This window comes from Pseudomonas nitroreducens (assembly GCF_010994165.1).
Taxonomy (GTDB): Bacteria; Pseudomonadota; Gammaproteobacteria; order Pseudomonadales; family Pseudomonadaceae; genus Pseudomonas; species Pseudomonas nitroreducens.
Window position 1 is genome coordinate 490,477 of the sequence record NZ_WMBX01000004.1, and the last position, 12,954, is coordinate 503,430.

The 12,954-nt window shown below is 66.0% G+C and carries 12 protein-coding genes; 8 read left to right on the forward strand and 4 right to left on the reverse strand.

Translation table 11 applies throughout. From position 1 onward, the window contains the following. Positions 1–138 precede the first annotated feature (138 nt). A complete protein-coding gene (locus GJV37_RS29860) occupies positions 139–867 on the forward strand; it encodes a methyl-accepting chemotaxis protein (protein WP_420875883.1) in 729 nt (242 codons plus the stop codon). A 471-nt stretch (positions 868–1,338) separates the two neighbouring features. Here the strand turns inward: GJV37_RS29860 and GJV37_RS19870 are convergent, their stop codons facing one another. The 4 genes from GJV37_RS19870 to GJV37_RS19885 form a co-directional block, all read right to left on the reverse strand. Then, a complete protein-coding gene (locus GJV37_RS19870) occupies positions 1,339–1,929 on the reverse strand; it encodes an IMPACT family protein (RefSeq protein ID WP_170858099.1) in 591 nt (196 codons plus the stop codon). Next, entirely contained in the window at positions 1,926–2,597 is a 672-nt protein-coding gene (locus GJV37_RS19875) for a TetR/AcrR family transcriptional regulator (RefSeq protein WP_169889227.1), read from the reverse strand. Before GJV37_RS19875 ends, GJV37_RS19870 begins: the two co-directional genes overlap by 4 nt. A 160-nt stretch (positions 2,598–2,757) precedes the next feature. Then, the gene (locus GJV37_RS19880) at positions 2,758–3,237 is read right to left on the reverse strand and encodes a hypothetical protein (protein WP_024766264.1); all 480 of its coding nucleotides are present in this window, start codon (positions 3,235–3,237) and stop codon (positions 2,758–2,760) included. Between the two features lie 184 nt (positions 3,238–3,421). Next, positions 3,422–4,258 (reverse strand): outer membrane protein OmpK, encoded by an 837-nt coding sequence (locus GJV37_RS19885; protein ID WP_193452876.1) that lies wholly within the window; start codon positions 4,256–4,258, stop codon positions 3,422–3,424. Positions 4,259–4,832: 574 nt separating this feature from the next. Here GJV37_RS19885 and GJV37_RS19890 point away from each other — a divergent pair. The 7 genes from GJV37_RS19890 (at position 4,833) to GJV37_RS29865 (ending at position 12,922) form a co-directional block, all read left to right on the forward strand. Next, positions 4,833–5,624 carry an AraC family transcriptional regulator gene (locus GJV37_RS19890; protein ID WP_084358440.1) on the forward strand — a complete coding sequence of 264 codons (792 nt, stop codon included), beginning with the start codon at positions 4,833–4,835 and terminating at the stop codon, positions 5,622–5,624. Positions 5,625–5,973: 349 nt separating this feature from the next. Continuing rightward, positions 5,974–7,281 (forward strand): MFS transporter, encoded by a 1,308-nt coding sequence (locus GJV37_RS19895; protein WP_024766261.1) that lies wholly within the window; start codon positions 5,974–5,976, stop codon positions 7,279–7,281. A gap of 143 nt (positions 7,282–7,424) precedes the next feature. Further along, complete coding sequence (locus GJV37_RS19900) at positions 7,425–8,048, forward strand: ABC transporter ATP-binding protein (protein ID WP_170858100.1); 624 nt, start codon at positions 7,425–7,427, stop codon at positions 8,046–8,048. Beyond that, complete coding sequence (locus GJV37_RS19905; protein WP_024766259.1) at positions 8,045–8,845, forward strand: ABC transporter permease; 801 nt, start codon at positions 8,045–8,047, stop codon at positions 8,843–8,845. The genes GJV37_RS19900 and GJV37_RS19905 overlap by 4 nt, the downstream gene beginning before the upstream one ends. A gap of 49 nt (positions 8,846–8,894) precedes the next feature. Next, a complete protein-coding gene (locus tag GJV37_RS19910; RefSeq protein WP_170858101.1) occupies positions 8,895–9,578 on the forward strand; it encodes an SDR family oxidoreductase in 684 nt (227 codons plus the stop codon). Between the two features lie 278 nt (positions 9,579–9,856). After that, the gene (locus GJV37_RS19915; RefSeq protein WP_193452877.1) at positions 9,857–11,215 is read left to right on the forward strand and encodes an 8-oxoguanine deaminase; all 1,359 of its coding nucleotides are present in this window, start codon (positions 9,857–9,859) and stop codon (positions 11,213–11,215) included. Positions 11,216–12,169: 954 nt separating this feature from the next. Then, positions 12,170–12,922 (forward strand): methyl-accepting chemotaxis protein, encoded by a 753-nt coding sequence (locus GJV37_RS29865; protein ID WP_240967203.1) that lies wholly within the window; start codon positions 12,170–12,172, stop codon positions 12,920–12,922. Positions 12,923–12,954: the final 32 nt, after the last annotated feature.

Sequence of the window (12,954 nt, forward strand, 5' to 3'; positions counted from 1 at the left end):
CGCTTCCTCGAAGGCCAGCGCGCGCTGATCAGTGCCGTGCTTGGCACCAGCCAGCAACTGCTGCGCACCGTCGGCGAAGTGGCGCAGGTGGTGGACAACACCGCCGACCGTGCCGGCCGCCAGCAGGAAATGACCGACATGGTCGCCACGGCAGTGAACGAGATGGGCAGCACGGTGCAGGAAATCGCCCGCAACGCCGAGCAGGCGGCCAGCGCATCGCAGCAGGCGCGCGACGAAGCCGGCGAAGCGCGGCGGGTGGTCGGCGGCTCGCTGCAGGTCGGCCAGCGCATGTCCGGGGAGATCGGCGAGGCGGCCGGCGCGGTCGGCGAACTGGCCGGGCAGGTGGCGAGCATCGACCAGGTGCTGGCAGTGATCCGCGGCGTCTCCGAGCAGACCAACCTGCTTGCCCTCAACGCCGCCATCGAGGCGGCGCGCGCCGGCGAACTGGGCCGTGGCTTCGCCGTGGTCGCCGATGAGGTACGCACGCTGGCCAGCCGAACCCAGGGCTCCACCGACGAAATCCTCACGATCATCCAGCGCCTGAAGGGCGGCGCGGAGGCCGCAGTGCGCTCGATGCAATCCAGCCAGCAGACCACCGGGCAGAGCCTGGCGGCCAGCGAACAGGCCGGCGCTTCCCTGGGCGCCATCGCCGACCAGGTGGAGCGCATCAGCGACATCAACCACCAGGTCGCCACGGCCACCGAGGAGCAATCGGCGGTGACCGAGGAGATCAACCGCAACGTGCAGGGCATCGCCGATCTCGCCCACGCCACCACCCGCGAAGTGCAGCATGGCCGCGAGCAATGCCGCGAGCTGCGCAGCCTGGCCGACGACCTGGCGCGACAGATGGCGCAGTTCCGCCTTTGAAGGCGCAGGCGCCGGCCATGCGCCGGCGCCTTTTCCCCAGAGTTACCCACAGGTTTTCAAAGCGAAGCGGCAGGCTTTTCGCCAAGGCTGGCGGTGGATGACGGCCGATAAACTCACGATGTGTCTCAACGACGAGACACCTTGCCCACACGTTGCCCACAGATTGTCCAGAGACTTGCCCCCAGCCGGCCGGGCTCCGCCCGACCATCCGGCAAAATGCCCGAGCCCAGGCCCCGCAAGCCCTGCATCAATCCAGTGAATAATTTACCGAATGGTCAGGAGTGATCCCGAGCGGCGTTTCCGGCGCAATTCATCCACATCTTTTCCACAGCTTGTTCATATTTTGCTCAACAGGCCGGCGACGAATTGCTCAGAAAATGAGCGATGCCCTGCAGCCTCCGGACGGCGCAGGCAGGAGCCGACCTGCCACAGGTTATCCACAGGTGGTTCCACGGGATTTGGGGAGAAGAATCAGGCGTCCAGCAAGCGCGCCCGGATACGACCGCGGCTGAGGTCACCGAGCAGCTTCTGCAACGGCTCGATCTGGGTGGTCGGCAGGACCGCCGTCACCTGCACGCCCTCCCCACCGAAGGTTTCGTCCTCGATGCTGGCACCGAGCGCAAGGACTCGCGCCTTGAACAACGCATGCTCGGCGAAGGTGCAATCGAAGGCCAGCCGGCTGCTGGGCACCAGTTCGACCCGCTCGGCGTCCTGCAGGCATTTCGCTGCGCAGCCCCCATAGGCGCGAGCCAGGCCGCCGGTACCGAGCTTGATGCCGCCGAACCAGCGGCTGACCACGACGACCACACGGTCCATGTCCTGCCCTTCGATGGCCACCAGCATGGGCCGGCCGGCGGTACCGCCGGGCTCACCGTCGTCGCTGAAGCGGTACTGGTTGCCCAGCTTCCACGCCCAGCAGTTGTGCCCGGCACTGGCGTCCCGGTGCGCGGCGAGGAAGGCCTGGGCCTCGGCCTCGCTGGCAATAGGTGCGGCCACGCACTGGAAGCGGCTCTTGCGGATGTCTTCTTCGTAGCGGGCGAGGCCGGCCAGGGTGAAACTCATGCCGAGGTCGACGGCGGCGTCAGCCCGCAACCCTTGAGGATGATGCGGATGAGGTTGTCGCTGGCGTCGCTGAAGTCCTGTTTGGACATGCGCTTGCGACCGGTGACGAAGCCGATCTGGGTGGCGAAGTCGGCGTAGTGCTGGGTGCTGCTCCAGATCAGGAAGATCAGGTGCACCGGGTCCACGGCGTCCATCTTGCCGGCCTCGATCCAGGCCTGGAACACGGCGGCGCGGCCGGCGAACCAGGTGCGGTAGTCCTGGCTGAAGTGTTCGGAGAGGCATTCGCCACCACTGATGATCTCCATGGCGAAGACCCGCGAGGCCTGCGGGTAGCGGCGGGAGAATTCCATCTTGGCGCGGATATAGGTGGCCAGGGCCACCGCGGGGTCATCATCCACGGTGAGGTGGTTGAAGGTGCTGTCCCACAGTTCGAGGATGTTGCTCAGCACCGCTACGTACAGCCCCAGCTTGTTGCTGAAGTAGTAGTGCAGGTTGGCCTTGGGCAGGCCGACGCGCTGGGCGATGGTGTTCATGCTGGTGCCCTTGAAGCCGTGGCGAGCGAACTCCTCCTCGGCGGCGGCGAGGATGGCTTCCTCGTTCTTCTGGCGAATGCGGCCGGCGGGCTTTTCGCCGTTGGGTGCGGTATGGGCGGGTACCTGGAGGGTCATGCGGGATATCCGTGCATTGAGCGGTGGCGCTGCATGGATAACCCAGGCGGGTAGCGGGATTCAAGCGCAACAAGGAAAAAGCTGGGAACCGGCCTGCGGGCAGCGGCCGGTTCCAGCCTTGAGACAGCAATGCCCCCGGCACAGACCGGAGGCACTGTGGTTAGCGGGTTGTGCCAGTGGTGCCGGAAGAGCTGTGGTGCCCGCCGCCACCATGGTTGCCGATGGCAGCACCGACGGCGACGATGGCGGCGCCGATACCGACGGCAGCACCTACCGACATATTGCCGTAGAGCGGACGAGCAAGACCCAGCCCCGCGCAACCGTCCGGAACCGGCACAACCGCGACACCGCGCTGCCTGGCATCCTGATCATCCTGGCGCGCCTGCTCAGCCGCCTGGTCATCCTGCTTGCCGCCGCCCCACAACGGTTGGCATTCGGTCGTGGCGACCACAGCCTTTTCTTCCCGCGCTGGCTCCTCGGGAGCTGCTGGCTGCGTGTGCGTTACCACGTCCTGGTAGAAGCCGCCCGCGTGCGTCCTGTCGTGGAGCTCAGTGGGAGGAATGCTCGGATGCCCGAGTGGCGCTGCCAGCACGGGGGTGCATATGCTCGCGACGATGGTCGCGATCAACAGTTTCTTCATGGCTCACATCTCCTTGGTGAAGCTAAAGAGAGACAAAGCTAGAGCAGCGCAGCGCCTCGACCAATTGGGGCGCAGCTGTTCGGAATGTCGGCAATTTCCGAAGTTTTTGCGGGACAATCTACGAAAGGTGCAGCGGCGGCATCAGAAAGAACCACCCCGCCAGGCGGCGGGGTGAGTCGTGACATCAGAAGTGGTACTTGACCAGTGCGCTGACGGTGTTCTGGTCGGTGGTGAAGAACTGCGAGTCCTTGATGCCGTACTTGTCGGACCAGTAGTCGTACTCGATACCGACGTACAGGTGCTTGGCCTCGTAACCCATGGCCTTGCCCAGGTCGTACTTCACCTGCGGGTTGAAGTGCAGGTTGGCGTGGTAATCCGACTGGTTGCGGCGGCTGGAGCTGGCGTCCTTGTTGTTCACGACCCAGTCCATGAAGCCGTCGAACAGGATGTTGGAGTTGCCCACCGGGAAGGTGATGGCCCAGGCCGGGGTGATCTGCCAGGCACCGGACGGCACGCGGTTGCCGTCGGGCTTGCGGTAGTAGAAGTTCAGCTGGAAGTAATCGAAGCCCGGCAGCGCCAGGTCGAAGCCCGGGCCGAGCAGGTAGGACTCCACGTCGCCTTCGCCGAACTCGTAGGTGCTGGCCAGCAGCACGTCCTTGATCGGGCCGAAGGACAGGTCGGTGCCGGTGATCTTGCCGAACGACAGGCGCGGGCTGAACTCGCCGTAGTAGGTGTTCTTGCCGTTGGTGGCGCTTTCCTTGCCGTTGTAGTTGATCTGGTCGACGAAGAACCAGATGTCACCCCAGGTCCAGGCGCTCGCGCTCTCGAAGGTGAAGGTCTGCTGGATCGGCGGGTCTACCTTGAAGTTCTTGCCCCACAGGTAGGTCAGGCTTTCGTTGTGCCAGATCAGCGGGCCGTCATTGGATGCCGGAGCCGGGGTCAGGTCTTCACCGCCAGCCATGGCCTGCCCGGCCGCGAGCAGCCCGCCGGCGAGCAGCAGGGATGCGAGAGTGCGAGTCATGCGTTGCTCCTAATCAGTGCAGTCGTGTTGCGTTTTTTAATTGTCGGTGGAACCTGTCCGGTCGGTCAGGCCTGGCGAGGAAAAGCAAGATTGGAGCCAATCCTGACCAGATGTTCCATTTTTATGACGAACCCCTCGGGATCCGCTCCTTTGGCAGAGAAGACGCAGGTGCACGGGTCGGGCCATTTCTTGACCCACAGGACAACTTCGCCTGATTCAAGGGCATCGCGCCATCGGCAAGCACAGGAATGGCAACCACTAACCGGCAGATTGGATACATGGGCAACCTGTGTTGAAACGAATCAACACAAATTATGTATACAAGTCTCTTGTGGGAAATCTACCCAACAGCCCTCGGTGCACACCACGCGTTTTTCCGGGCGCGGATGATGCCAGACAAGAGCATCGACTACACCTGTCAGGTTGACTCGGGCCGCCGGGCGGTCTCGCTTTTGCGCCGCCGCCGAGGGCACTGGACACTGCGGTTTCCCGGCACAGCCAGGCGCCGTGCTTGAGGCTCCAGGGCTGGCCTGCCAGACTTTGGCCATCAGCGACACTTTCCAAAGATGTACCGATGAAAGGACAACCCCCCGAGCTACAACGCCTGATTCCGGTGCTCGACCGCCTGCCGCGGCCAGTCTACGCGCGTGCCGAGCGGCTACGCGCGGGCTCCTGGACCAGCCGGCACCACCACGCGTGGGTGCAGCTGTCCTATGCCATCACCGGCGTACTGGGTGTACACACGGCCGAAGGCAGCTTCTTTGCCCCGCCGCAGCGGGCCATCTGGATTCCGGCCTTCCTTGACCATGAGGTGGTGACCTCGACCCAGGCGGAAATGCGCAGCCTGTACATCCGCGACGACGCCTGCCGTTGGGCGCCGGACCGCTGCCGGGTGCTGGAGGTGACGCCGCTGGCGCGCGAGCTGGTCAAGAGCTTCTGCGAGCTGCCGGTGGATTATCCACAGGGCGACAGTGCCGAATCGCGGCTGGTGGAAGTACTCCTGGACCAGCTGCGCCACCTGCCGGAGGTCGCCTTCTCCCTGCCGATGCCACAGGAGGGACGGCTGCTGCAGTTGTGCCAGACGCTGATCGACCACCCCACCGACAGCCATACCCTGGGTGACTGGGCGCAGCGCATCGGTACGTCGGAGAAGACCTTGTCGCGGCTGTTCCAGCGCGAGACCGGCATGACCTTCCGCCTGTGGCGCCAGCGCCAGCGCCTGCTCGCCTCCCTCGGCTCGCTGGAGGCCGGCAACAGTGTTACGGCGGCGGCGCTGGACTGCGGGTACGACTCCACCTCGGCCTATATCGCGTCGTTCAAGGGACTGTTCGGGTTTACGCCGGGGGATTTGTTCCGCCAGCGGTAGGCCGTGCTGGCGGGTACCGATTGCGGACGAAGTCCGCTCCCGCCCAAAGCCTGACCCCGCGTGGGAGCGGAGTCCGTCCGCGATTGGCTGAGCCCCCCAGACGAAGCTGAAGCGCCCTTCTACAGGCGCCCACCTATCGGCGGATTTCCGCTCAACTTCCCCGCCAATCGGCGCCGCTTCGCCTGCCGTCGCCACCCCATAAATAGACAAGCCCCTAGTGCCACGCGGCTTTCTGGCCTTGGCACGGTGCCTGCTATCGCCCTCGGCACTGCGCCGCCCTCGCGGCGCGCCGGCGTGACGTAACCCGTAGTCCGCACGCCTGACGACAACAACGACAAGAGGAATACCCATGGATAGCGCAAGCGCCGTCTCCGCTTCTGCCGCACCCCGCACGACTTCCCAGCGCATCAAGTCGATCTTCAGTGGCTCGGTCGGCAATCTGGTCGAGTGGTACGACTGGTACGTCTACGCCGCCTTCTCGCTGTACTTCGCCAAGGCATTCTTCCCCCAGGGCGACATGACCGCCCAGCTGCTGAACACCGCCGCGATCTTCGCCGTGGGCTTCCTGATGCGCCCGATCGGCGGCTGGCTGATGGGTATCTATGCCGACCGCAAGGGCCGCAAGGCCGCCCTGCTGGCCTCGGTCCTGCTGATGTGCTTCGGCTCGCTGATCATCGCCCTGACCCCCAGCTATGAAACCATCGGCGTCGGCGCACCGATCCTGCTGGTGCTCGCGCGCCTGCTGCAGGGCCTGTCGGTCGGCGGCGAATACGGCACTTCCGCAACCTACCTGAGCGAGATGGCCAACAAGGAGCAGCGCGGCTTCTTCTCCAGCTTCCAGTACGTGACCCTGATCTCCGGCCAGCTCATCGCCCTGGCGGTACTGATCGTGCTGCAGCAGACCCTGACCGTCGAGCAGTTGGAAAGCTGGGGCTGGCGTATTCCGTTCTTCATCGGCGCACTGTGCGCGGTCGTAGCCATGTTCCTGCGTCGCGGCATGGAAGAGACCGAATCCTTCAGCACCAAGAAGGACGAGCCCAAGGAAAGCCTGATCCGCACCCTGTTCCGTCATCCCAAGGAAGTCCTGACCGTGGTCGGCCTGACCATGGGCGGTACGCTGGCCTTCTACACCTACACCACGTACATGCAGAAGTACCTGGTGAACACCGTGGGCATGAGCAAGAACGACTCGACCATGATCTCGGCGGCCACGCTGTTCCTCTTCATGCTGCTGCAGCCCATCGTCGGCGCGCTGTCGGACAAGATCGGCCGTCGCCCGATCCTGATCGCCTTCGGCGTGCTGGGCACCGTGTTCACCTACCCGATCCTCAGCACCCTGCACACCATCGACACCTGGTGGGGCGCGTTCTTCCTGATCATGGCCGCGCTGGTCATCGTCAGCGGCTACACCTCGATCAACGCCGTGGTGAAGGCCGAGCTGTTCCCCACCGAGATCCGCGCCCTGGGCGTGGGCCTGCCGTACGCGCTGACCGTGTCCATCTTCGGCGGCACCGCCGAGTACGTGGCGCTGTGGTTCAAGAGCATCGGCATGGAGAGCGGCTTCTACTGGTACGTCACCGCGTGCATCGCCTGCTCGCTGCTGGTCTACGTGACCATGAAGGACACCCAGAAGCACTCGAAGATCACCACCGACTGATTGGGCTCCTTGCCCAGGCCCCGGCGCACACTCTCCGGGGCTTTTTATCCACAAGGCCCGGCATACGCCGGGCCTTGTCGTTTCTGCGGTGACCCGCGACGCTGCGCTATCCTCGCCAGCGTCACGATCGCGTAGGCATTTCCATGGACCTCTCTCCCTTTCCTGTCGGCACGTTGAGCGCCCGCGGCCTGCGCGGCGCGCTCAGCGGGCCCTTCGATCTCGACCTGGAACCCGGCCACTGCACGGTCCTCAGCGGCCCGTCGGGCATCGGCAAGAGCCTGCTGCTGCGCATGCTCGCCGATCTCGACCCGAACCAGGGCGCGATCAGCCTCGGCGGGGTGAACCGCGAGAGCCAGCCGGCCCATGTCTGGCGGCGGTGGGTGACCTACGTACCGGCCGAATCCGGCTGGTGGGAAGACGACGTCGCCGCGCACTTCACCGATCTCGACGGCGTAAGCCGGCTGCTCCCGCAGCTCAATCTCGATCCCGCGAGGCTGCAGGCCCAGGTCGCGCACCTGTCCACCGGCGAGCGACAGCGCCTGGCGCTATTGCGCGCACTGGTGCAACGCCCGCACTTCCTGCTGCTGGACGAACCCACCGCCGCGCTGGACCCGGACAATCGCGAACAGGTCGAACGCCTGTTGCTGGCGGTCAAGGCGCAAGGCATGGGCCTGCTGGTGGTGACCCACGATGTCGGCCAGGCGCAACGTCTCGGCGAGCGGCAACTGCACCTGGACCACGACGGACTGACGGAGCGACACCCATGACACCGCTGCAATTGAGCGTGCCGGAACTGGCCCTGGCGGCGCTGCTGATCCTTGCGGCGGCGGCGCTGTCCTGGGCGCTGCGCCTGGGCCTGCAACGCACGCTGCTGGTTTCCGCTGCACGCCTGGTGGTGCAGTTGGTACTGGTCGGTCTGTTCCTGCGCCAGGTATTTGCGCTGTCTTCGCCCTGGCTGACGGCGCTGGTGGTCGCCGTCATGCTGGGCGCGGCGACCTTCGAGGTCGGCTCGCGGCAGCGGCGGCGACTGACCGGCTTCTGGCACCTGGGCATCGGCGGCGGCGCGGTCGGTATCGCCACCCTGGGCATCGCCCTGTTCGCCCTCGCCGGCAGCCTGCGCCCGACGCCCTGGTACGACGCGCGCCACGCCATTCCGCTGGTGGGTATCATCCTCGGCACGGCGATGAACGCCGCCAGCCTGGCGCTGAACCAGGTGTTCGCCAGCGTCACCCGCGAGCGGGCGGCCATCGAAGCGCGCCTGGCCCTGGGCGCCGACCGCCATACCGCGCTCAGCGGACTGATTCGCCGCGCGCTCTACACCGGGCTGATCCCCACCCTGAACCAGATGGCTGCCGCCGGTATCATCACCCTTCCGGGCATCATGACCGGTCAGATACTCGCCGGCATGGACCCACTGGACGCCGCGCGCTACCAGATCCTGCTGATGTTCCTGCTCGCCGGCGCCGGATTCATCGCCGCGCTGGGCGCGGTGTACCTGTCGCTGTGGCGGCTCACCGACCCGCGCGAGCGCCTGCGCCTGGATCGCCTGCGTGCCGACGATTGAGCGGCGCTGGCGTATGCTGGGCAACCTTCCCCCGCCACAGGAGCCTGCCATGACCACCCCGAAATCCGCCTTGATCATCGGCGCCTCGCGCGGCCTGGGCCTGGGCCTGGTGCGCGAGCTGCTGGACCGTGGCTGGGACGTCACCGCCACCGTGCGCGACGCCGCCCATCCCGGCGAACTGGCCGCACTGCCGGTGCGCGTCGAGTCGCTGCTGCTGGACGACGTGCACTCCCAGGACCGCCTCGCCGAAGCCCTGGCCGGCACACGCTTCGATCTCATCTACATCAACGCCGGCATCTACGGCCCGCCGCACCAGTCGGCCATCGACGCCAATCTCGCCGATGTCGGCCAGCTGTTCATGGTCAACGCCATCGCCCCGCTGCGCCTGGCCGAACGCCTGCTGCCGCGCCTGGACGGCGACAACGGCGTGCTGGCCTTCATGACCTCCGAACTGGGCAGCGTCGCCGGCAATGAATCCGGCGGCATGGCGCTGTACCGCGCGAGCAAGGCGGCGCTCAATTCGCTGACCCGCAGCTTCGTCGCCGAACTGGACGAAACCGGCATCACCGTGCTCAACCTGCATCCGGGCTGGGTGCGCACCGACATGGGCGGCGAGTCCGCGCCGCTGGACGTGCCGACCAGCGTGAAAGGCCTTGCCGACCAGGTCGAAAGCCACGCCGGCCGCGGCGGCCAGTTCTACCTGGACTACCAGGGAACGACGATCGACTGGTGACGACGGCATTCGAGCCCGTTACTATGAGCGTTCTCTTGACCCCCATGTCAGGTTCTGCGAGCTAGAGCCAGGCAAGGCGGCGGTTGGCGAGAAAGCGCAGTTGACTCCAGTCAATGAGCATTTCTCGACGATCGCCAACGCCGCATGGCCGACGCGCAGCGAACCGCTAGGGTGCGAGGGAACCTGGATCAGCAGACAGGGTGAACACTGAGCTGGCTTCCCATGAACCCATGGAGCCGGCTCGAACGAACGGCTCCGTCCGTTTGGAGAATTCATCCATGTCTTCCCCGCGTCTCTGGCTGCGCAACCCGCTGGCCATCTTCACCGCTAATGATCAGGACGCCCGTGGCGGCATCGTCGTCCAGGACGGCCGCATCGTCGAACTGGTCGCTGCCGGCCAGCAGCCTTCGGCCCCGATCCAGCAGACCTTCGACGCCAGCCAGCACGTGCTGACGCCCGGCCTGATCAACACCCACCACCACTTCTACCAGACCCTTACCCGCGCCTGGGCGCCGGTGGTGAACCAGCCTCTGTTCCCCTGGCTGAAGACGCTCTACCCGGTATGGGCGCGCCTGACCCCTGACCAGCTCGGCGTGGCCACCAAGGTTGCCCTGGCCGAACTGCTGCTCTCGGGCTGCACCACCGCCGCCGACCACCACTACCTGTTCCCCGACGGTCTCGAGCAGGCCATCGACGTGCAGGCAGGCGTGGTCCAGGAACTGGGCATGCGCGCCATGCTCACCCGCGGCTCCATGAGCCTGGGCGAAGCCGACGGCGGCCTGCCGCCGCAACAGACCGTGCAGAGCGCCGAGGCCATCCTCGACGACAGCCAGCGGCTGATCCGCGAGTACCACCAGCGCGGCGAACGCGCCCAGGTGCAGATCGCCCTGGCACCCTGCTCGCCCTTCTCGGTCACCCCGGAAATCATGCGCGCCAGCGCCGAACTGGCCGAGCGCGAAGACGTGCGCCTGCACACCCACCTCGCCGAAACCCTGGACGAAGAGGACTTCTGCCTGCAGCGCTTCGGCCAGCGCACCGTGGATTACCTGGATAGCGTCGGCTGGCTCGGCCCGCGCACCTGGCTGGCCCACGGCATCCACTTCAACGATGAGGAAATCCAGCGCCTGGGCGCCGCCGGCACCGGCGTCTGCCACTGCCCCAGCTCGAACATGCGCCTGGCCTCGGGCATCTGCCCGACCGTGGCGCTGGAAGCCGCCGGCGCGCCGGTGGGCATCGGCGTGGACGGCTCGGCCTCCAACGACGCCTCCAACATGATCCTCGAAGCCCGCCAGGCCCTGTACATCCAGCGCCTGCGCTACGGCGCCGAGCAGATCACCCCGGAGCGCGCGCTGGGCTGGGCCACCCGCGGTTCGGCGAAACTCATCGGCCGCAGCGACATCGGCGAGCTGGCCGTGGGCAAGCAGGCGGACCTGGCGCTGTTCAAGCTCGACGAACTGCGCTTCTCCGGCAGCCACGACCCGCTCTCCGCGCTACTGCTGTGCGGCGCCGACAAGGCCGACCGGATCATGATCGGCGGCACCTGGCGCGTGGTCGACGGTGAGGTCGAAGGCCTCGACCTCAAGCGCCTGATCGCCGACCACACCCAGGCGGCGCGCAAGCTGCTCGGTACGCTGTAAATACCTTCCGCACCCATACGAGCGGAGCCCCTCACCCTAACCCTCTCCCGCAAGCGGGAGAGGGGACCGTTCGGTGCAGGGAGAACCTCCAGCGTCAGCCGGACAATCTGCCCCCTCTCCCTATGGGAGAGGGTTGGGGTGAGGGCAAGCCCCGAGCGAATATCGGCTCGCCTGTAATCCGCTCTACCCAGCCTGCCGACAAGCTTCCTGACCGAAGACCATCACGTGGCTCCGGATGCCATTCCAGCCGGCACGTTTTGTCATCGAAAAATCGCTACAACCCGCGCCACACAAGGGCTGCGCACTACCGCCCGTCGCCATCCAAACAGCCGCGATGAGCGGTCATTCAGTGAAAACCCCTCTAGATCAAGGGTCTATCCCTTGCGACGGGAATATGCCGTCAGTTTGACATCACCCATTGGCACTCTAGTTTTAAATCGCCGGGCCGAATTCCTGCTCAAGAGGTTGTCAGCAGCCGTTTGGCCCGGTCACCGGCGCCCGGCAATGGAGTGCACGTCAATGCGCGATTCACAGTTGGACCCTCTGGCGGTTCAAGGAGCCGGCCAGGATTGGCCGCGGCGCCTCATCATCCAGACCCTGCCCTGGGCGGTGGTCGCCGTGCTCTGCGCGGTCGGCGTGCCGTTCTGGTGGATGCTGCCGGTGGGCTGGATCTCCAGCCTGGTGCTGAGCAGCCTGCTGTGCGGCACCGGCAAGGCCGCCGCCGAGGCGCAGGCAGTCAAGCTGCACAGCGAGGAGCTGCCTCAGTGGCGCCCGCTGCAGGAAGCCGTGGAAGGCCACCTGGCCCAGCTCAACGGCCATACCCACCAGATCGACAGCCTCCTGCACCAGGCGATCCGGCAACTGACCGACAGCTTCCACGCCCTCGCCGATCGCATCGACACCCAGCGCGGCCTGTCCCACTCGCTGATCGAGCGCTACGACGGCCGCGGGCACATGGACGGCGACATCGATTTCCAGCGTTTCATCCACGCCACCCAGGAAACCCTCGGGCTGTTCGTCGAAGCCACCCTGGAGACCAGCCGCACCTCACAGCAACTGGTGGAGCGCATGGACCGCGTGACGCACAAGATCGCCGAGATCCTGCAATCCACCCAGGACATGGACGCCATCGCCAAGCAGACCAACCTGCTGGCCCTCAACGCCGCCATCGAAGCCGCCCGCGCCGGCGAAAGCGGCCGCGGTTTCGCGGTGGTAGCCGACGAGGTACGCGCGTTGTCCACCCGTTCCACGCACTTCTCCCAGGCCATCCGCGAGCACGTCGACGTGGTCTACCACGAGATCAAGGACGCCGAGGGCGCCATCAGCCAGTTGGCCGACAAGGACATGACCTTCGCCCTGGATTCACGCCAGAAGATCCAGCACATGCTCGACGATCTCGACGCCATGAATCAGCACACCGTGAAGGTAGTGCAGGAGCTGGACCGCATCTCCCTGGAAGTGGGCGACGGCGTCAACGCCGCGGTCACCGCCCTGCAGTTCCAGGACATGAGCAGCCAACTGCTCGGCCAGGTCGGCAAGCACAGCGCGCGCCTCGGCGCCCTCGCCGTCGGCCTCGGCGCGCTGGATGGTCGCGAACCCGGCGAGTGGGGCGAGTGCCTGCGTGGCGAAGTCGCCGAACTCGGTCGCCCCCTGAGCAACCCGGTCGCCCAGACCAGTCTCAGCGCTGGCGAAGTGGAACTGTTTTGACGTGATCCGAGCCCAGGAGGCATCGCCATGTT

Excerpts from the sequence above, each read along its gene's own strand:
- GJV37_RS19905 (WP_024766259.1), top strand. The coding sequence starts at position 8,045 with ATGACACCGCTGCAATTGAGCGTGCCGGAACTGGCCCTGGCGGCGCTG.
- GJV37_RS29860 (WP_420875883.1), top strand. The coding sequence starts at position 139 with ATGGTCGCCACGGCAGTGAACGAGATGGGCAGCACGGTGCAGGAAATC.
- GJV37_RS19915 (WP_193452877.1), top strand. The coding sequence starts at position 9,857 with ATGTCTTCCCCGCGTCTCTGGCTGCGCAACCCGCTGGCCATCTTCACC.
- GJV37_RS19875 (WP_169889227.1), bottom strand. The coding sequence starts at position 2,597 with ATGACCCTCCAGGTACCCGCCCATACCGCACCCAACGGCGAAAAGCCC.
- GJV37_RS19880 (WP_024766264.1), bottom strand. The coding sequence starts at position 3,237 with ATGAAGAAACTGTTGATCGCGACCATCGTCGCGAGCATATGCACCCCC.
- GJV37_RS19885 (WP_193452876.1), bottom strand. The coding sequence starts at position 4,258 with ATGACTCGCACTCTCGCATCCCTGCTGCTCGCCGGCGGGCTGCTCGCG.
- GJV37_RS19900 (WP_170858100.1), top strand. The coding sequence starts at position 7,425 with ATGGACCTCTCTCCCTTTCCTGTCGGCACGTTGAGCGCCCGCGGCCTG.
- GJV37_RS29865 (WP_240967203.1), top strand. The coding sequence starts at position 12,170 with ATGGACGGCGACATCGATTTCCAGCGTTTCATCCACGCCACCCAGGAA.
- GJV37_RS19895 (WP_024766261.1), top strand. The coding sequence starts at position 5,974 with ATGGATAGCGCAAGCGCCGTCTCCGCTTCTGCCGCACCCCGCACGACT.
- GJV37_RS19910 (WP_170858101.1), top strand. The coding sequence starts at position 8,895 with ATGACCACCCCGAAATCCGCCTTGATCATCGGCGCCTCGCGCGGCCTG.
- GJV37_RS19890 (WP_084358440.1), top strand. The coding sequence starts at position 4,833 with ATGAAAGGACAACCCCCCGAGCTACAACGCCTGATTCCGGTGCTCGAC.
- GJV37_RS19870 (WP_170858099.1), bottom strand. The coding sequence starts at position 1,929 with ATGAGTTTCACCCTGGCCGGCCTCGCCCGCTACGAAGAAGACATCCGC.